General features: G+C 61.4%; 17 protein-coding genes. 5 read left to right on the top strand and 12 right to left on the bottom strand.

Translation table 11 applies throughout. The annotated features are described in order from the left end of the window. The first annotated feature begins 222 nt into the window (after positions 1-222). The 4 genes from ASC80_RS20580 to ASC80_RS20565 are packed head-to-tail and all read left to right on the top strand — an operon-like array spanning position 223 to position 3771. Positions 223-990 carry an ABC transporter ATP-binding protein gene (locus ASC80_RS20580; protein ID WP_056301454.1) on the top strand — a complete coding sequence of 256 codons (768 nt, stop codon included), beginning with the start codon at positions 223-225 and terminating at the stop codon, positions 988-990. Further along, positions 987-1709 carry an ABC transporter ATP-binding protein gene (locus tag ASC80_RS20575; protein ID WP_056301452.1) on the top strand — a complete coding sequence of 241 codons (723 nt, stop codon included), beginning with the start codon at positions 987-989 and terminating at the stop codon, positions 1707-1709. The genes ASC80_RS20580 and ASC80_RS20575 overlap by 4 nt, the downstream gene beginning before the upstream one ends. Then, positions 1706-2716, top strand: coding sequence for a branched-chain amino acid ABC transporter permease (locus ASC80_RS20570; protein ID WP_056301450.1), 1011 nt, complete (start codon positions 1706-1708; stop codon positions 2714-2716). The genes ASC80_RS20575 and ASC80_RS20570 overlap by 4 nt, the downstream gene beginning before the upstream one ends. Then, complete coding sequence (locus ASC80_RS20565) at positions 2713-3771, top strand: branched-chain amino acid ABC transporter permease (protein WP_056301795.1); 1059 nt, start codon at positions 2713-2715, stop codon at positions 3769-3771. Before ASC80_RS20570 ends, ASC80_RS20565 begins: the two co-directional genes overlap by 4 nt. Positions 3772-3845: 74 nt before the next feature. On the opposite strand, the gene ASC80_RS20560 is transcribed toward ASC80_RS20565, so the two are convergent. From ASC80_RS20560 to ASC80_RS20525, 8 genes are all read right to left on the bottom strand, one after another. Beyond that, on the bottom strand, positions 3846-5585 hold the full coding sequence (locus ASC80_RS20560) for an ABC transporter substrate-binding protein (RefSeq protein WP_056301448.1): 1740 nt from the start codon (positions 5583-5585) through the stop codon (positions 3846-3848). Positions 5586-5682: 97 nt separating this feature from the next. Further along, entirely contained in the window at positions 5683-6009 is a 327-nt protein-coding gene (locus tag ASC80_RS20555; RefSeq protein WP_056301446.1) for a DUF2160 domain-containing protein, read from the bottom strand. 3 nt (positions 6010-6012) lie between these two features. After that, entirely contained in the window at positions 6013-6819 is an 807-nt protein-coding gene (locus tag ASC80_RS20550) for a carbohydrate ABC transporter permease (RefSeq protein WP_056301445.1), read from the bottom strand. After that, positions 6819-7721, bottom strand: a complete 903-nt coding sequence (locus ASC80_RS20545; protein ID WP_056301442.1) for a carbohydrate ABC transporter permease — start codon at positions 7719-7721, stop codon at positions 6819-6821. The genes ASC80_RS20550 and ASC80_RS20545 overlap by 1 nt, the downstream gene beginning before the upstream one ends. Continuing rightward, complete coding sequence (locus tag ASC80_RS20540; protein ID WP_056301440.1) at positions 7721-8806, bottom strand: ABC transporter ATP-binding protein; 1086 nt, start codon at positions 8804-8806, stop codon at positions 7721-7723. The genes ASC80_RS20545 and ASC80_RS20540 overlap by 1 nt, the downstream gene beginning before the upstream one ends. A 1-nt stretch (position 8807) precedes the next feature. Next, positions 8808-9896 (bottom strand): ABC transporter ATP-binding protein, encoded by a 1089-nt coding sequence (locus ASC80_RS20535; RefSeq protein WP_056301438.1) that lies wholly within the window; start codon positions 9894-9896, stop codon positions 8808-8810. Then, positions 9893-11437, bottom strand: a complete 1545-nt coding sequence (glpD, locus tag ASC80_RS20530) for a glycerol-3-phosphate dehydrogenase (protein ID WP_056301437.1) — start codon at positions 11435-11437, stop codon at positions 9893-9895. Before glpD ends, ASC80_RS20535 begins: the two co-directional genes overlap by 4 nt. Positions 11438-11608: 171 nt before the next feature. After that, positions 11609-12433 (bottom strand): DeoR/GlpR family DNA-binding transcription regulator, encoded by an 825-nt coding sequence (locus ASC80_RS20525; protein ID WP_056301435.1) that lies wholly within the window; start codon positions 12431-12433, stop codon positions 11609-11611. Between the two features lie 156 nt (positions 12434-12589). Between ASC80_RS20525 and ASC80_RS20520 the strand changes: the two genes are divergently transcribed. Then, positions 12590-13480 carry a DMT family transporter gene (locus ASC80_RS20520; RefSeq protein ID WP_056301433.1) on the top strand — a complete coding sequence of 297 codons (891 nt, stop codon included), beginning with the start codon at positions 12590-12592 and terminating at the stop codon, positions 13478-13480. Here ASC80_RS20520 and ASC80_RS20515 read toward each other — a convergent pair. From ASC80_RS20515 to ASC80_RS20500, 4 genes are all read right to left on the bottom strand, one after another. Beyond that, complete coding sequence (locus ASC80_RS20515; protein WP_056301431.1) at positions 13477-13890, bottom strand: Zn-ribbon domain-containing OB-fold protein; 414 nt, start codon at positions 13888-13890, stop codon at positions 13477-13479. The genes ASC80_RS20520 and ASC80_RS20515 overlap by 4 nt on opposite strands. A gap of 3 nt (positions 13891-13893) precedes the next feature. Next, complete coding sequence (locus ASC80_RS20510) at positions 13894-15048, bottom strand: thiolase family protein (protein ID WP_056301429.1); 1155 nt, start codon at positions 15046-15048, stop codon at positions 13894-13896. A gap of 68 nt (positions 15049-15116) precedes the next feature. Then, positions 15117-18308, bottom strand: a complete 3192-nt coding sequence (locus ASC80_RS20505; RefSeq protein ID WP_056301427.1) for an efflux RND transporter permease subunit — start codon at positions 18306-18308, stop codon at positions 15117-15119. Between the two features lie 79 nt (positions 18309-18387). Continuing rightward, positions 18388-19566: an efflux RND transporter periplasmic adaptor subunit gene (locus ASC80_RS20500; RefSeq protein WP_056301794.1), complete on the bottom strand. Its 1179-nt coding sequence runs from the start codon at positions 19564-19566 to the stop codon at positions 18388-18390. Positions 19567-19724: the final 158 nt, after the last annotated feature.

Raw genomic sequence — 19724 nt, 5'->3', positions numbered from 1 at the left:
GTCCCGGACGCGATGCGGCATCCTTCTTGCCGCAGCGCTGATCCGGGATACAGCCTGCACAAACTCCACGTCGTCCCAGCGAAGGCCGGGACCCATCACCACAGGATGCTGTTAAGGCCACGATAAAACCCCGTACTCAGGGAGTATGTGTCCCGGCCTCCGCCGGGACGACCATCCGAAATTGTTCAGCCCTGACCTACGAACTCACCTTGTGAAAATCCCATGCCCCTCACCCTCGAAACCCGCGACCTGACCATCCGCTTCGGTGGCCATGTCGCCGTCAGCAAGGTGAGCTGCACGTTCCGCCCCGGTGAGCTGACCGCCATTGTCGGGCCCAACGGCGCCGGCAAGACCACCTACTTCAATCTGATCTCCGGACAGTTGCGGCCCAGCGCAGGCAACGTCCTGCTCGACAGCGCCGACATCACCCATCTGTCCGCGCCGCTGCGGACGCGTGCCGGTCTCGGCCGCGCCTTCCAGCTCACCAACCTGTTTCCCAATCTCAGTGTCGAGGAGAACGTCCGCCTCGCCGTTCAGGCGCAGGCGGGCGTGCACTACGATATGCTGCGGCCATGGGTGAAACGCCGCGATCTGATCGAACGCGCCGACGCCATTCTCGACAGCGTCGCGCTCGGCAGCCGACGCGACGTCGCAGCCACCGTTCTGTCGCACGGCGATCAGCGCAAGCTTGAGGTCGCGCTGATGATGGCACTGGAACCGAAAGTGTTCATGTTCGACGAGCCGACCGCCGGCATGAGTGTCGACGAGGTCCCCGTAGTGCTCAACCTGATCGCCGAACTGAAGAAGGATACCAGCAAGATCATCCTGCTGGTCGAGCACAAGATGGACGTCGTCCGCTCGCTCGCCGACCGCATCATCGTGCTGCATAACGGCGAACTGGTCGCCGACGGAAAGCCCGCCGAGGTGATCGCCTCGCCGATCGTGCAGGAAGCCTATCTCGGCATCGCACCGGGAAAGACCGCCGCATGACCGACATACTGACGCTCGATGCCGTTCAAACCCACATCGGACGCTACCACATCCTGCATGGCGTCGATCTCGCCGTTCCCGAAGGCGAAACGACAATGCTGCTCGGCCGCAACGGCGCCGGCAAGACCACCACGCTGCGCACCATCATGGGCCTGTCGCCGCCCTCGTCCGGCACCATCACGCTGGCCGGCACCCGCATCGAGAAGAAGGCGACGCCGGATATCGCTGGTCTCGGCGTCGGCTATGTGCCGGAAACGATGTCGGTGTTTTCCGATCTCACGGTGAAGGAAAACATGATCCTCGCCGCGCGCGAAGGTCCGCTCGACGACACGCGTCTTGAATGGATTTTCAGCTTCTTCCCGGCGCTCAAGCGGTTCTGGCTGTCGCGCGCCGGCGGCCTGTCCGGCGGGCAGAAGCAGATGCTGTCGATCGCCCGCGCGATCGCAGAGCCGCGCAAGCTGTTGTTGATCGACGAGCCGACCAAGGGCCTCGCGCCCGCCATCGTGGTAGCGTTGATCGAATGTTTCGCCGAGATCAAGCGGCGCGGCGCGACCATTCTCCTCGTCGAGCAGAACTTCCGCGTGGCGCAGGAGGTCGGCGACAGCGTGTTCGTGATGGACAACGGCAAGATCATCCATCGCGGTGCGATGGCCGAACTGGCGACGGATGTCGCGCTGCAGGAACGCCTGCTCGGATTGAGCCTGGAGGCGCATCAATGACCGACGTATCGGCCACCAGCGCTTTACCGAAAGAGGCTCGCGATATCGTCCCGCTGCTGCTGCCGGTCGTGCTGGCGCTGGCGATGATCCCGCTGATCGGATCGACCAGCACCTGGGCAACGCTCACCGTCGCGAGCCTTGCGATGGGCATGCTTATCTTCATCATGGCGTCCGGCCTGACGCTGGTGTTCGGCCTGATGGATGTGCTGAATTTCGGGCACGGCGCATTCATCGCGGTTGGGGCCTATGTCGCCACGCTGGTGCTGGGGCCGATGGCCGGATGGGTGCAGGCGGATTCGCTTTGGCTCAACCTCGCCGCCCTCGCCCCGGCCGCACTGTTGGCGATGGCGGTGTCCGGCGCGCTCGGTCTGGTGTTCGAGCGGGTGCTGATCCTGCCGGTCTACGGCAATCACCTCAAGCAGATCCTGATCACCATGGGCGGCCTGATCGTGACCGAACAGGCGCTCTACGCGCTGTGGGGGCCGGTGCGAATTCCATTGCCGCTGCCGACCTCGCTGCGCGGGTCGTTCATTATCGGCGATATCGCCATCGCCAAATATCGTCTCTTGGCGATGATCGTCGGCGCTGTCGTTTTCCTCGGCGCGCTGCTGGTGCTCAATCGCACCAAGATCGGACTTCTGATCCGCGCCGGCGTCGAGAATCGGGAAATGGTCGAGGCGCTGGGTTATCGTATCAAGCGCCTGTTTCTCGGCGTGTTCATGGTGGGCTCGGCGCTCGCAGGCCTCGGCGGCATCATGTGGGCGCTCTACCGCGAGGAGGTCCACGCCTCGATGGGCGCCGACATGATGATCCTGGTGTTCATCGTCATTATTATCGGCGGGCTTGGTTCGATCGGCGGCTGTTTCATCGGCGCGTTGCTGGTCGCCATGGTCGCCAACTACGGCGGCTTCCTGATCCCGAAGCTGGCGCTGGTTTCCAACATCCTGCTGATGGTCGCGATCCTGATGTGGCGGCCGCGCGGGCTCTATGCGGTGACGAACCGATGATGCTCCTTTCCGGCGACCCGCCGCGCAGCCGCGCCCTTGCCGCGATCCTGATCGTGATCGTGGCAGCGCTAGCGCTGGCGCCGTTCCTGTTCCCCGGCGCGCGGGCCATGAACGTCGCCAGCAAGATCTGCATCTTCGCCGCGCTGGTCGCATCCTACGACCTGCTGCTCGGCTATTCCGGAACGGTGTCGTTCGCCCATACGATGTTTTATGGCATCGGCTCCTATGCCATCGCCATCGCGCTCTACATGATGGGCCCGACATGGAGCGCGGTGGCGACCGGCATTGTCATTGGCCTGCCGCTTGCGGCCTTGCTGGCGCTCGGCATCGGGCTGTTCTCTTTGCGGGTGCAGGCGATCTTCTTCGCGATGATCACGCTGGCGGTCGCATCGGCCTTTCTGGTGCTGGCCTCGCAATTATCATGGCTGACCGGCGGAGACGACGGCCGCAGCTTCCGGATTCCGGAACTGCTGCACCCCGGCACCGTGATTTTGGCCAAGAGTGTGCTCGGCTTCGAAATCAACGGCCGCATCTTGAGCTACTACATTGTGTTCCTGTCATCTGGCGCGATGATCCTGGCGCTGTTGCGCATCGTGAACTCCCCGTTCGGCCGCGTGCTGCAGGCAATCCGCGAGAACCGTTTCCGCGCTGAGGCGCTGGGCTATCGCACCGTCTTTCATCTCACATGGGTAAACTGTCTGGCTGCGCTGGTTGCCGCCGCCGCCGGCATCTTGAACGCGCTCTGGCTGCGCTACGCCGGGCCTGAAACCTCGCTTAGTTTCGCGATCATGATCGACATTCTGCTGATGGTGGTGATCGGCGGCATGGGCACGATGTATGGCGCGATTATCGGGGCGACGATCTTCATTCTGGCCCAGAATTATCTGCAGACACTGATGGGCGCAGCATCCAGCGCCGCGGCCGATATCGGCATCCCGCTTCTGCCGAACCTGCTACATCCAGACCGCTGGTTGCTGTGGCTCGGCCTGCTGTTCATCGCCAGCGTCTACTTCTTTCCGGCTGGAATCGTCGGGCGGCTGCGCCGGAAGACCTGAGCCGCGGCCAAACCAACCACAAGAAAAGGGCCGGGATCGCTCCCGGCCCTTTATTATCATCACGGAGATGACGCTTACTTGGCTTCCGCGCGCTTCGGAGGCGATGCCGGCCACGACTTGATCAAGGTGTCGTAGTCGATGGTCTCGCCCTTCGGCTTTTCATTCGCCAGCTTGCGCTGCGGGGCGACGTTGCCGTCTTTCTCCGACTTGGCGAACCAGAACTCGGCGGTCTCCTTCTTGTTCAACTTCGGCCCGCAGGCGCCCTGAACGCCCGATTTCTCGAGACGTTCAAGAACCGAATCCTGTGCCGCGGCCAGCGAGTTCATCGCATCCTGGGCGGATTTAGCACCGGACGACGCATCGCCGATGTTCTGCCACCACAGCTGCGCCAGCTTCGGATAGTCCGGCACGTTGTTGCCGGTCGGGGTCCACTGCACGCGCGCCGGCGAGCGGTAGAACTCGATCAAACCGCCGAGCTTGGGCGCACGCTCGGTGAATGATTTATCCCAGATGTCGGATTCACGGATGAAGGTAAGACCGACATGGCTCTTCTTGAGGCTCACCGTCTTGGAGACGATGAACTGCAGATAAAGCCAGGCTGCCTTGCGGCGATCCGGCGGCGTCGATTTCAGCAACGTCAGCGAACCGGCGTCCTGATAGCCGAGCTTCATGCCTTCCTTCCAGTAGGATCCATGCGGCGACGGCGCCATCCGCCACTTCGGCGTGCCATCGGCATTCACCACCGGACCCGGCTTCACCATGTCCGCGGTGAAGGCGGTGTACCAGAAGATCTGCTGGGCGATATTGCCCTGCGCCGGAACCGGGCCTGCTTCGGAGAAGGTCATGCCTTGTGCCTGCGGCGGAGCGTACTTCTTCAGCCAGTCGAGATACTTCACGATCGAATAGACCGCCGCCGGGCCATTGGTGTCGCCGCCGCGCTCAACCGATGAGCCGACCGGGCGGCAGCCTTCCATGCGGATGCCCCATTCGTCGACAGGCTTGCCGTTCGGAATGCCCTTGTCACCGTTGCCGGCCATCGACAGCCAGGCATCGGTGAACCGCCATCCGAGCGACGGGTCCTTCTTGCCGTAGTCCATGTGGCCATAGACCTTGACGCCGTTGATTTCCTTGATGTCGTTGGTGAAGAACTCGGCGATGTCCTCGTAGGCGGACCAGTTCACCGGCACGCCAAGGTCGTAACCGTATTTAGCTTTGAACTTGGCCTTGTATTCCGGATTGGTGAACCAGTCGTAGCGGAACCAATACAGGTTCGCGAACTGCTGGTCGGGCAGTTGGTAAAGCTTGCCGTCCGGTGCCGTGGTGAACGACTTGCCGATGAAATCGTCGACATCGAGCATCGGGTCGGTCACGTCCTTGCCCTCGCCCGCCATGTAATCCGACAGCGCAATGGTCTGACCATAGCGGAAGTGCGTGCCGATCAGATCGGAATCGTTGATCCAGCCGTCATACACGTTCTTGCCGGACTGCATCTGGGTCTGCAGTTTTTCGACGACATCGCCCTCCTGAATCAGATCGTGCTTAAGCTTGATTCCGGTAATCTCGCTGAAGGCTTTCGCCAACGTGCCGGCTTCATATTCGTGTGTCGCGATCGTTTCGGAAACGACATTGATCTCCATTCCCTTGAAGGGTTCAGCAGCCTTGATAAGCCACTGCATCTCCTTCATCTGGTCTTCCTTGGACAGGGTCGATGGCTGGAATTCGCTATCGATCCACTTTTTTGCGGCAGCCTCGTCGGCAAACGCGGGCGCGGCGATCGCAGCGGATGCTGCGATCAGCGCGGCGGCGCTCGCCATTGTCAGAAAACGGCTTCTCGTCACTCGCATGGCTTCCTCCGTTGAAGAACAAAGTTACCTGAATCCCGGGTTGATCCCGGTTCTGCGCTTTCGCGGGCTAGACGTTGCGGAACACCGCAACGGCTACGCCGAACGAAATCACTGTTGCGAGCCAGAGGCTCGGAATCTCGATCCCCTCTCCGATCGGCAGCGTTGCGATCGGTTGCACTCCGACGAATCCGATCCATAGAAGATGGATGACGGCCGCGAGAATCAGCGAAATGAACAGCCGATCGCCGCGTGTCGTCGGAATTCTCAGCACGCCGACCCGCTCCATTTCCGGATAGCGGAGCGCGAGCCATGTCATGACGGACAGCATCAACACGATGCAGCCGAAGAAGATTGCGGTCGGTGGAGTCCAGGCCATCCATGCGATGCTGCCCATGGTTCACACCCTTCCCAGCGCGAAACCGCGCGCGATGTAGTTGCGAACGAACCAGATCACCAGCGCGCCGGGGATGATGGTCAGCACTCCGGCCGCAGCCAGCAATCCCCAGTCCATCCCGGACGCGGAAATGGTGCGCGTCATCGTCGCCGCGATCGGCTTGGCGTTGACCGATGTCAACGTGCGCGCCAGCAACAACTCCACCCACGAGAACATGAAGCAGAAGAAAGCCGCGACACCGATGCCGCTGGAGATCAGCGGCATGAGAATCTTCACGAAGAAGCGCGGGAAAGAATAACCGTCGAGGAAGGCGGTTTCGTCGATCTCGCGTGGCACACTGGAGATGAAGCCTTCGAGAATCCACACCGCCAGCGGCACGTTGAACAGGCAATGAGCGAGCGCCACCGCCCACGGCGTATCGAATAGGTTGATCGCGGAATAGAGATTGAAAAACGGCAGAGCAAACACCGCCGCCGGCGCCATCCGGTTCGACAGCAGCCAGAAGAACAGATGCTTGTCGCCGAGGAAGCGATAGCGCGAGAACGCATAGGCCGCCGGCAGTGCGAACGAGACCGAGATGACGGTGTTGATAATGACGTATTGTAGCGAGTTGATGTAGCCCGAGTACCAGCTCGAATCCGTGAAAATCCGGCGATAGTGCATCAGCGTAGGATCGTTCGGCCACAGCGTCATTGTGGTGACGATTTCCGTGTTGGTCTTGAAGCTCATGTTGACGAGCCAGTAGATCGGCAACAGCAGGAAGATCAGAAATACGCCGAGAATGATGCGACGTCCCGGAACTGAATGCATCACGCAGCTCCCGCGGTTGGCGGACGGTCAGCGTCCGCGTTGACCATCACGGTGTAAAATATCCAGCACACGATCAGGATGATCAGGTTGTAGACGAGCGACAGCGCGGCAGCCTTGCCGAGATCGAACTGGCCGAGCGCGATCTTCACCAACTCGATCGAAACAAAGGTGGTCGAATTTCCCGGCCCTCCTCCCGTCAAAACGAACGGCTCGGTATAGATCATGAAGCTGTCCATGAAGCGCAACAGAACCGCAATCAGCAGCACGCGTTTCATCTTCGGCAGCTGGATCGCCGCGAATACCGCCCACCGCGACGCGCCATCGATCTGCGCCGCCTGATAGTAAGCGTCGGGAATAGACTTGAGGCCGGCATAGCACAGCAGCGCGACGAGACTGGTCCAATGCCAGACATCCATGACGACGATCGTGGCCCAGGCGTCGAATACATTCGAGACGTAGTTGTAATCGAAGCCAAGCCAATTAAGGGTGTAACCCAGCAGGCCGATGTCGGGGCGACCGAAAATCTGCCAGATAGTACCGACCACGTTCCATGGAATGAGCAGCGGCAGTGCGAGGATCACCAGGCACACGGCCACACTCCAGCCCTGGCGCGGCATCGACAGTGCGACGAGGATTCCGAGCGGCACTTCGATCGCGAGAATGATCGCCGAGAACAGAAGATTGCGCCACAGCGATTCCAGAAAACGGCCGCCTAGATCGCTCGACGGATCGAGCAGTTCCTTGAACCATCCCACGCCGTTCCAGAAGAAGTGATTGTTGCCGAACGTGTCTTGAACCGAATAGTTGACCACCGTCATCAGGGGCAGGATCGCGGAGAACGCAACGATCAGGAACACCGGGAGAACCAGAAGCCAGGCCTTGTTGTCGAACGTCTTGTCCATCAAGCCCTCCCCTCGACGAGACGACTATCCGCATAAACGTGAACCCGGGCGGGGTTGAAAATCAGGCCGGCCTGATTGCCTTGAATCGAAAATCCGGGCGGGACGCGGGCGGCAAACTTGATGCTGCCGAGCCGCATCTGAGCGAAACGAACGCGTCCAAGGTCGTCGATACGATCGATGTTCGCTGACAACAGCCCCGGTCCCGGTGCTGCGACATTGACGAATTCGGGCCGGACGCCGATCTCAATCCGCGCATCTTTCGGAAGATTGTCATAAGCCACATTGAGCTTGATGGTGTGCCCGTTGATCTGCGCTTCGCGACCCAACACCCGCGCCGGCAAGATATTCATGCCTGGCGAGCCGATGAAATAGCCAACGAACGTATGCGCCGGCTTGTCGAACAATTCCTGCGGCGTTCCGCTTTGCACCACGCCACCGTCGTGCATGACGACAACGGTATCTGCGAAGGTCAGCGCCTCGGTCTGGTCGTGGGTGACGTAGATCATGGTCAGGTTGAGCGCCTGGTGCAGCGCCTTGAGCTTCGATCTCAGTTCCCATTTGAGGTGCGGATCGATCACCGTCAGCGGCTCGTCAAACAGCACGGCGGCGACATCGGAACGGACCAGCCCGCGGCCGAGCGATATTTTCTGCTTGGCGTCGGCGGTCAGCCGCGTCGCCCTGCGATTGAGATAAGGCGCAAGATCGAGCAGCTTGGCGATCTCGGCCACGCGCGCGTCGATCTCCTTCCGCGGAACACCACGGTTCTTCAACGGAAACGCCAGATTTTGTCCCACCGTCATGGTGTCGTAGATGACCGGAAACTGGAAAACCTGCGCGATGTTGCGCCTCTGGGTCGACAGCGGCGTCATGTCGACACCATCGAACAGAATTTTGCCGCGGGACGGCGTGACGATGCCCGAGATAATGTTCAACAACGTCGTCTTGCCGCAGCCCGAAGGTCCGAGCAGCGCATACGCCCCGCCCTGCCGCCACGTCATCGACATCGGTTTCAGCGCATAGCTCTCCGGCGCAGCATTCTCGCCACCGTAGGAATGAGCCAGGTCGACAAGATCGATCCGTGCCATGTCATGCCCCTCCAGCCGGTGAAGGTGCGGCGACGAGGCGATCACCGGTGTCGAACACGAACACGTCGTCAGGATCGATCGCCGCCTCGAGCCGACGTCCGGGCTCGAACTCGTGAATGCCGGGCAGCACCGAGACCCAGTTCGAGTCCCCTTGCCTAAGATGAACAAAACTTTCCGAGCCGGTGATCTCCGTCACGGTAACGGTTGCCGGAAAAGCGTGCCGGCCGGCACCATTGTTCGCAATTGCAAGCTGATGCGCGCGAAATCCGATCCGGTAGTGGCCATCTGGCAGATTCTGGTAAAGCCCGGTTGCACGCGCCACCGTGCCGCCATCGTAGGTCACCGAACCGTTCTTCTTTTCGATGGCCACCTTGTTGAGCGGCGGATCGGAGAACACCTCCGCCACGCGCATCGATTCCGGCCTGCGATAGACGGTCGGCGTCTTGCCGATTTGCAACGCCTGACCTTCCCACATGCAGACGGTCTGGCCGCCTAGCAACAACGCCTCGGACGGCTCAGTTGTGGCGTAAACGAAAATCGCGCCGGACGCCTCGAAGATACGCGGCAATTCGGTGCGCAACTCTTCGCGCAGCTTGTAGTCGAGATTGGCGAGCGGCTCGTCCAGCAGCACCAGATCGGAGCCTTTCACCAGCGCGCGAGCAATCGCCGCGCGCTGCTGCTGGCCGCCGGACAATTGCAGCGGCGTGCGATCGAGATACGGTTCGAGCTTCAGCAGCCTGGCCGCATCGCGGACGCGACTCTCGATCTCGGCACGCGGCCTGCCCTGCACGCGCAACGGCGAGGCAATGTTCTCGAACACCGTCAGCGACGGATAGTTGATGAACTGCTGATAGACCATGGCCACCGAGCGCTTGCGCACGTCGAAACCGGTGACGTCCTTGCCCCCGACCAGGACACGACCTGACGTCGGCTTATCGAGCCCCGCCAGCAGCCGCATAATCGAGGTCTTGCCCGCGAGCGTCGGGCCGAGCAGAACGCTCAGCGTGCCGCGTTCAAGCGTAAGCGATACATCGCGAATGGTGGCGACTCCGTTGACCTCGCGAGACACGTGGTCGAGAGTCACACTCATGCACGAACTCCCGGATCATGGAGCGAATGCCTGGATTCCCCGCGACAGGCGGCCATCCAGTCATCGAGTACACTGATCTCCTCTTTCGACAGCCGCAAGCCGAGTTTTGAACGGCGCCATGCGACATCTTCAGCGGTGCGGGCAAATTCGTTGGCCATAAGGTATCTCACCTCGCGTTCGGTGAGCGTGTCGCCAAACGACTGTCCAAGGTCGGCAGCGGATTTGGCGCTGCCAAGCAGTTTTGCAACACGGCTGCCATAGGCATGGGACAGACGATTGGCATGGGCCGGTGTCAGGAAGGGATAATCGCGCAGCAATTCGGCGGTCAGCGCCGGGATCGCCGACACATCGAGATCGCCGCCGGGCAGCGGCGCTGTCGCGGTCCAGCCTTCAGCCGCCTTGGTTCCGCGCAGATAAGGCGACAGCCGTTCCAGTGCTTCTTCGGCGAGGCGGCGATAGGTGGTGATCTTGCCGCCGAAAATCGACAGCAGTGGCGAGCCGCCGGGCGTATCGAGCTCGAACACATAGTCGCGCGTCGCGGCGCGGGCTTCGCTGGCGCCGTCGTCATAGAGCGGGCGAACGCCGGCATAGGCCCACACCACATCCTCCGGCTTGACCGGCTTGGCCAGATAATCGCTGACCGATTGGCACAGATAGGCGATTTCCTCGGGCGTCGCGGCGACCTTCGACGGGTCGCCATCGTAATCGCGATCGGTGGTGCCGATCAGCGTGAAATCGTCCTGATAGGGAATAACGAAAACGACCCGTCCATCGGCGTTCTGGAAGGTATAGGCGCGGTCGTGGTCGTAGAGTTTCGGGACCACGATGTGCGATCCCTGCACCAGCCGGACTTTCGCCTTGGCGTTGATCCCGGCGCGGCGCGACGCCACTTCCTCGACCCATGGCCCGGCCGCATTCACCAGCATGCGCGCTTCGATGCTGCTGCGTTCGCCGGTAATGGTGTTTTCCAGCGCGACCTGCCAGCCGCCATCGATCGGCGTCGCTGCTACCGCACGGGTCCGGGTACGGATCACGGCGCCGCGATCCGCCGCGTCGCGCGCATTGAGCGCCACCAGCCGGGCGTCATCGACGAAGCAATCGGAATACTCGAAGCCGCGGATGAATTTCCCCGGAATCAACGAACGCCCGACCTCATCATGTCGCAGGTCAACCGACCGGGCCGGCGGCAGCAGATGACGGCCGCCAAGATGGTCATACAGAAACAGGCCGAGCCGGAGCAGCCAGGCCGGCCGCAAACCGCTGTGATGGGGCAGCACGAACCGCAGCGGCCGGATGATGTGAGGGGCGATCTGCCACAGCACCTCTCGCTCGATCAGCGCTTCGCGGACCAGCCGGAACTCGTAGTACTCAAGATAACGCAGGCCACCGTGGATCAGTTTGCTCGACCATGACGATGTGCCGCTCGCCAAATCATTCATTTCACAGAGAAAAACAGAATTTCCACGCCCCGCGGCGTCACGCGCAATGCCGCAGCCGTTCACGCCGCCACCGATGATCGCAAGGTCGTAACGCTGGCCCAAATCGCACCCCTTGCGCCAATTCTCTTCAATTTCAGCGCTTATAGTTTCGATATGAGTACATCACATCAAAAACCGAAAGAAAACAATCAAGAATCGCCTGTGGAAGACAATCGAAAAAACTGCGGCCGACACCCGGCCGGCGGCAGGACATTCACTGGATTGGCGGAGGAATCAGTTTGTAGGCGTGGAGTCCGGTGAGGAGCCGGTTTCGCCCATGTCAGCCGTTTTGCCGGCCATCGCCGCGATCACCGAAATACCGCGCGCCGTACAGATGTTTTGAAGGCCGGCCGGCAGCGGCATGTCGGTGACAAACGTCTGGATCTGGCCGAGATGCGCGATCCGAACCGGGGCGCTGCGCTGGAGCTTGGTGCTGTCGGCGACCAGCATGACGCTGCGCGCGTTGGCGATGATCGCCTGAGCCGCCTGAACCTCACGATAGTCGAAATCGAGCAACGCGCCCTCCTCGTCAATTGCCGACGCACCGATGATTGCGTAGTCGACCTTGAACTGGGTAATCAGGCTATTGGCGGTCGAGCCGATCACCGCGCCGTCGGCACGGCGCACCGTACCGCCCGCGACGATGACCTCGATGCGCGGGTGCCGATAGAGCAGCATGGCGACGTTGAGATTGTTGGTGATCACCAGCAGGTCTTCGTGTCCGGTCAGCGCCCCGGCGACCTCTTCCGTGGTTGTGCCGATGTTGATGAACAGCGAACAGCCGTTGGGAATCTGCGCCGCCGCGGCCGCCCCGATCGCCTTTTTCTCTTCGGCGGCGACAAACCGGCGCGCCTCATAGGCAAGGTTCTCCACGCCCGACGCGATAATCGCGCCGCCGTGGACACGGGTCATCGAACGGCGGTCGCAAAGGTCGTTAAGGTCTTTGCGAATGGTTTGCGCCGAAACCTCGAAGCGGCGGGCCAGATCTTCAACCGTCACCCGTCCCGACGACCGGGCGATATTCAGGATATCCGACTGGCGATTGGTCAATTCCGTCACGAGACACACCTCTGAGCCTAATTCTCCAGCCATCGTGAGCCGGACCGCCTGCGCCGTCAACCGAGCAAAGGCGCGGCGCCGAGGCATGACAATAGGCCATGGGACATGGTCTTTCGGTGAACTTTTCTCCATGACCAGCCGTGCTACACACAGGGCATGAACGCTCAACCGTCGAATCTCAAGGCCGCCTTGTGGATGGCCGGATGGCTTGCCGCTATGCTGGTCCTGATCGTGGCCGGCCGCGAGACGACGCGCGAAATCACTGTGTTTCAGGTGATGGAAATGCGCTCGGTGCTGGGCCTTCTGATGCTCTATCCGCTGATCCATCTCAGCGGCGGTTTCCGGGCGATGAAGACCTCTCGCCCCCTGATGCACATAGCCCGCAATACGGTCCATTACGGCTCGCAATACGGATGGTTCGCAGCCCTGACGCTGATTCCGATCGCGCAGGTCGTCTCGATCGAATTCACCATGCCGATCTGGACCGCGATTTTCGCCGTCGCCTTTCTCGGCGAGAAAATGACTCCGTGGAAGAACCTTGCGATTGCGTTCGGGCTCGCCGGCGTTCTGATCATCGTCCGTCCCGGCGTCAGCGAGATCAACCACGGCCAGATCATCATGGTGGTCACCGCAGTCGGCTTCGGCGCCTCCATTGCCATGGTCAAATCCCTGACGCGCACGGAAAGCACAGTCGCCATCATTTTCTGGATGCTGGTGATCCAGTCCATCATCGGCCTGTGGCCCGCGCTGCATGTGTGGCAGTGGCCGTCGGCCTATGTCTGGTTCTGGATCTTTCCGATCGCGTTCTGTGGCACGTTCTCACATTACTGCATGACGCGGGCGATGCTCTATGCGGATGCCACCGTGGTGGTGCCGATGGATTTCCTGCGCGTGCCACTGACTGCGATGATCGGCTGGCTGGTCTATTCAGAGAGCATCGACATGCTAACTGCGGTCGGCACCGCGCTGATCCTGTTCGGCAACCTGCTGAACCTGAAATCCGGCAAGCCGAAGATCGCTCAAGTTGCGGCGGAATCGGCGCCCTAACGCGCGGGCCGTGCCTGCGGCAGGAATATCCCGTCGTCCATTGGCTCGAAGAAGACCTCGATACGCTGGTCAATCGTGACCTTATGCGGATCGGTGTCGCGGACGTTCATCATCATCCGGAACTGTTCGTCGAGATCGACCAGCGCGATGACGTAGGGCACATCTTCTTTGAAGGCTGGGGTTGGCGGGCGATGCACGACCGTGAAGCTATGAATTTTCCCGCGGCCCGCGGACTTCTTCCAGACGATCCGGTCGCTGCCGCACACCGCGCAATGTCCGCGCGGCGGAAACTGCGCGCGCCCGCACTTCTGGCATGACTGATAGACAAGCTGCCCTTTGGCGCACGAATCCCAGAACATCTTGGTGTCTGCCGTCGGTCGTGGCTGCGGTTTCTGAATTGTCTCAGTCATCGGCTAGGCCCTTGCCAGCACAAGCGACCCGTGGGCGGAGAGAACGCCGCCGTCGCCGTGAACATAGGCGAGACTCGCATCCTCGACCTGACGCGCCGCCGCCTGTCCGCGCAACTGATGCACCGCCTCGACGATATGAAACATTCCACCCGCTGCGCCGGAGTGGGCATAAGACAGCAGGCCGCCATGGGTGTTGCACGGCAGACAACCGCCGAGATCGAGTTCGCCGGCCAATGCCGCCTCCCCCGCCTCGCCACGCGCGAAGAAGCCGATCGATTCAAGTTCTACCAGCAACGTGATGGTGAAGCTGTCGTAGATTTCCGCGACATCGATATCGCCGGCAAGAATCCCGGCCATCTCGAACGCCTGCTGCGACGACTGCTTGCAGCCGAAATCCACCAGCGACGGCGCGGCCACGATATGCTCGTGAGTATTCATTTGTCCGTAGCCGGTGATCGCGATCGGCCTCGACTTGAGATCGTGGCGAGTGTCGGGCGCGCTGACGATGACAGCCGCACCACCATCGGAAATCTGACAGCAATCGAACAACCGCAGCGGTTCGGCGATGAAGCGCGCCGTCATCGCCTGCTCGACGGTCAGAGGATCGCGCATCTGCGCCTTCGGATGACGGCGGGCGTGGTTGCGGTGGGTCACCGCGATAGCGGCAAGCTGTTCCTCGGTGACGCCGAATTCGTGCATGTAGCGCTGCGCGACCAGACCATAGGCGGCGGGAATGTTGATCCCGTAAGGCCGCTCGAACTGGCCGTGACCAAACTCGGACAGAAACGCGACGGCACGGTCGCGGCTGCCGCCGGTCAGGCGGTTATCGCCGGTAACGCACAGCACATGACGGCAGAACCCGCTCGCCACCAGCGCCGCCGCCTGAATGACCATGATGCACGCCGTGGCGCCGCCCGCCTGCATCGCCGCGCTGAATTTCGGGGCGATGCCGTAATACTCGCTGAAAACCGACGCCAGCATCATGTGCGGCTCGGTGATCGAGTACGCGCACAGCACGCCGTCGATGTCGCCGGCCTTGAGCCCTGCATCCGCCAAAGCCGCGGTCGTCGCCTGGGCATGAAGCCCAAGGCAGCTCGAGCCCACGACCTTTCCGACCGCTGTGTCGGCAACGCCTGAAATGATTGCCGACGCGCTCATGTGTCCGCCCGAAAAACCACGTCCATGTGGTATCGCGGAACCCCTCCACCGTGCAAGAGCACGGCGGCCTAGCCGTGTTGCACCGCTGCCGGGGCCGGTTCCAGCGTGCCTTCGCCGTGCTGGACCAGCGGCTTGTTGCCGGTAACCGCACGCAGCAACACATAGAACACCGGCGTGAAGAAGATGCCAAATCCGGTCACCCCAATCATGCCCGAGAACACCGCGACGCCCATGGCGTGACGCATTTCCGCGCCTGCGCCGGTCGATGTCACCAGCGGCACCACGCCCATGATGAACGCCATCGACGTCATCAGGATCGGACGCAGCCGCAGCCGGCTGGCCTCGATCGCGGCCGCGATCGGCGTGCGCCCGGCGAACTCAAGTTCGCGCGCGAACTCCACGATCAGGATCGCATTCTTCGCCGATAGGCCGACAAGGACGAACAAACCGATCTGCGTGAATACGTTGTTGTCGCTGCCGGTGATCCAGACACCGAACATCGCCGCCAGCAAGCCCATCGGCACGATCATGATGATGGCCAGCGGCAGCGCGAGACTCTCGTATTGCGCGGCCAGCACCAGGAACACCAAAAACAGCACGATGGGAAACACGTACAGCGATGTGTTGCCCGCGATGATCTCCTGATAGGTCAGGTCGGTCCACTCATAATCGATGCCTTTGGGGACGACCTCCTTGGCGATCCGCGCGACTGCAGCCTGCGACTGGCCCGTCGAATAGCCCTGCGCGGTGTTGCCATTGATATCGGCGGCGAGGAAGCCGTTGTAGCGCATCGCACTTTCCGGCCCCGCGCTGGACTTCACCTTTAGCAACACCGACAGCGGAATCATCTCGCCCGAATTGGAGCGGACCTTCAGCTGGCCGATATCGTCCGGCCGCGCGCGGTATTTGGCATCGGCCTGCACACGCACGGAATAGGTTCGCCCGAACTTGTTGAAGTCGTTGACGTAGAGCGAGCCGAGATAGACCTGCATCGTCTCAAACACACTGGTGATCGGCACGTCGAGCTGCCGCGCCTTGGTGCGGTCGATATCGGCATAGATCTGCGGCACGTTCACCTGATAACTCGAGAACATCCCCGTGATTTCAGGTGCCTGCGCGGCCTTCGCCATGAACGCCTTCTTGGCAGCGTCCAGCGCTTCATAACCAAGGCCTGCGCGATCCTCGATCTGCAGCTTGAAGCCGCCGGTGGTGCCGAGGCCGTTAACCGGCGGCGGCGGCAGCATGGCTATAAAGGCGTCCTGAATGCCGAGATACTTCTTGTTGAGTTCGGCCGCGATGTTGACCGCGCTCAACGACGGATCCTTTCGCTCCTCGAACGGCTTCAGCACCGAAAACACGATGCCTGCGCTCGACGAGTTGGTGAAGCCGTTGATCGACAGGCCCGGAAACGCCACGGCGTTCTCCACGCCCGGCTGCTGCTTGGCGATCTCGGTCATGCGCCGGATGACGTCTTCGGTGCGATCCAGCGTTGCACCATCCTGAAGCTGAGCGAAACCGATCAGATACTGCTTGTCCTGCCCTGGCACGAAACCGCCGGGCACTGTCTTGAACAGGCCGAAGGTGACCGCAATCAGCGCGACATAGACGCTCATCACGACAGCCTTGCGCGAGATCGCGCGCCGGACGCCACCGCTATAGGCCTCCGAGCCGCGATGGAACACGGAATTGAACCGCCGGAAAAACCCGCCGAGGACTCTTTCCATTCCGCGGCCGAGCGCATCCTTCGGCTCGTTATGGCCCTTGAGTAGCAAGGCCGCGAGCGCCGGAGACAATGTCAGCGAATTGACGGCCGAAATCACGGTCGAAATCGCAATCGTCATCGCGAACTGCTTGTAGAACTGGCCGGTCAGGCCGCTGATGAAGCCGAGCGGCACGAACACCGCCACAAGCACCAGCGCGATGGCAATGATCGGGCCGGAGACCTCGCGCATCGCGCGATAGGTCGCTTCGCGCGGCGACAGCCCCTCCTCGATATTGCGTTCGACGTTCTCGACCACGACGATGGCGTCATCGACAACGATGCCGATCGCCAGCACGAGACCGAACAGGCTGAGTGCATTGATCGAGAAACCGAACAGGAACATCACGGCGAAGGTGCCGATGATCGATATCGGAACAGCGACCAGCGGAATAATCGAGGCGCGCCACGTCTGCAGGAAGAGAATGACGACAAGCACCACCAGCGCGATCGCCTCCAGCAGCGTATGGACCACCGCCTCGATCGAAGCGCGGACGAACCGGGTCGGATCGTAGGCGATGCGATAATCCACGCCGTCGGGCATGTTCTGCTTGATGTCCGCCATCACCGCGTGAACGTCGTTGGCGATATTGAGAGCGTTCGATCCGGGCGCCTGGAACACGCCGATGCCGACGGCGGATTTATTATCCAGCAGCGAACGCAGCGCATACTCCGAGGCACCGAGTTCGATGCGAGCGACATCTCGCAGACGGGTGATCTCGCCGTTTTCGCCGGTCTTGACGACAATGTCGCCGAATTCTTCCTCTGTGCTCAACCGGCCCTGCGCGTTGATCGGCAACTGCAATTCGACATCCGGCGCGCTCGGCGACGCGCCGACCGTGCCGGTCGCGGCCTCGACGTTCTGAGCCCTGATCTCGCGAACGATGTCTCCCGGCGACAACCCGCGCTCGGCGACCTTTTGCGGGTCGAGCCAGACACGCATCGAGTAGTCGCCGGCGCCCCAGATCACGACCTGACCGACGCCCTGAATACGCGCCAGCCTGTCCTTGACGTTCAGCACGCCGTAATTGCGCAGATAGGTCATGTCGTAGCGGTCGTTCGGCGACAGCAGATGCACGACCAGCGTGATGTCCGGCGAGCTCTTGACCGTGGTGATGCCGAGCTGGCGCGTGACTTCGGGCAATCGCGGTTCGGCCTGCGACACCCGATTCTGCACCATCTGCTGGGCTTTATCGGGATCGGTGCCGAGGCGGAAGGTGACGTTGAGCGTCATCTGCCCGTCGGTGGTCGCCTGACTGCTCATATAGAGCATGTTCTCGACGCCGTTGATCTGCTCCTCGATCGGTGTCGCGACCGACTCGGCGATCACCTTCGGATTGGCGCCGGGATATTGCGCGCGCACAGTAACAATAGGTGGTGCGACTTCCGGATATTCCGAGATCGGAAGTGCCGGAAGCGACAGCAGGCCTGCAAGGAAGATCAGGGCGGACAAAACGCCGGCGAAGATCGGACGATCGATGAAGAATTTTGAGAAATTCATGGCGTAGTCCCGCCTGTCGGACAAAGAGGAGCCGTTCGCGCGAGCGGCGTTATGACATTCGAAAAGTCGGATGAGACGTTTAGAGAGTGTCCATCGCCACCATTTGCGGCGCGATCGTCGCGCCCGGCCGCAGGCGCTGAAGCCCCTTGACCACGATGCGCTCGCCGGGTTTCAGCCCGCTCGTCACCATGCGCAGGCCATCGATCGATGCACCGAGAGCGACCTCGCGATATTGAGCCTTGTTGTCATCGCTCACCACCATCACGAACTTCTTGTTCTGGTCGGTGCCGATGGCACGCTCGCTGACGAGGAGAGCCTTCTCTTTTCCAGGCATCCCCATCTGCAACCGCACGAACTGACCGGGGATCAACCTCTCGTCGCTGTTGTCGAAGATCGCCCGCACCCGCACGGTGCCGGTGCGCGCATCGACCTGATTGTCGATCAGCTGCATTCGCCCTTGGAACGGCATTCCGTCGCTGACAGAGGTTCCCATCTTCACCGGGATACGGCCAATCTCCGACGGCATCGACTCGTCTGCCAGCGCCTTCAGGGCATGGGTCACCACCTGTTCATCCGCATTGAAACTGGCGTAGATCGGATTGACCGAAACGATCGTGGTCAGCATCGGGGCTCCAGGTCCTGCGGCGATCAGGTTGCCAGTCGTAATTTCCAGCTTTCCGACGCGGCCCGACACCGGTGCACGGACTTCCGTGTAGCTGAGGTTGAGCTTTGCGGTTTGCAGGGATGCTTCGGCGGCGCGCAGATTGGCGTCGGCCTCACGGTAGGCGTTGATCCGGGTATCGAGATCGCGCTGCGAGATCGTCTGCGAGCCAGACAACTGTTGGCCGCGCTCATAGTCGCTCTTGGTCAGGACCAGCCGCGCCTTGGCGGCGGCAACCTGCCCCTCTGTTCTGGCAACTTCGGCAGCGTACAAGGCCGGATCGATCTGGATCAGCAAATCGCCCTGCTTCACCATTCCGCCTTCGCGGAAGTGAACCTGCTGGACAACGCCGGCGACCCGGGGGCGAACCTCAACCCGCTCGATGGCCTCGAGCCGGCCGGAGAATTCATCCCAAACCGCGGTCTCCCGCTGTTCAACGGTCGCGACCGACACCGGCAGCGGCGGGGGCGCCGCATTTGCCGCTTCAGCCACCGCACGATCATTCGCGGCCGAAAAAAACGCCGCCCCAGCGGCACCAAGTACCAGCAACAGCACAGCCGCGATCCACATCCGGGTATTCGAGGAAAACTTCGTCATCGCCCCATCTTTCATTCCATTGGCTGCCGCAGCCGAGAATCACTCGTGAGAACAGTCGCTTAACTGTAAGACTCACCGTCATCGACTCGAAAAGGGCGCGGAACGTACTCATCCGGGCGCCATTTGTCCCTACGCTGCGTCGCACAAATCTGTAACGT

The sequence above is a fragment of the Afipia sp. Root123D2 genome, assembly GCF_001425835.1.
Classification (GTDB): domain Bacteria; phylum Pseudomonadota; class Alphaproteobacteria; order Rhizobiales; family Xanthobacteraceae; genus Afipia.
The sequence above is the reverse complement of the archived record's forward strand: the minus strand, read 5'-3'. Positions and strand labels throughout refer to the sequence as shown.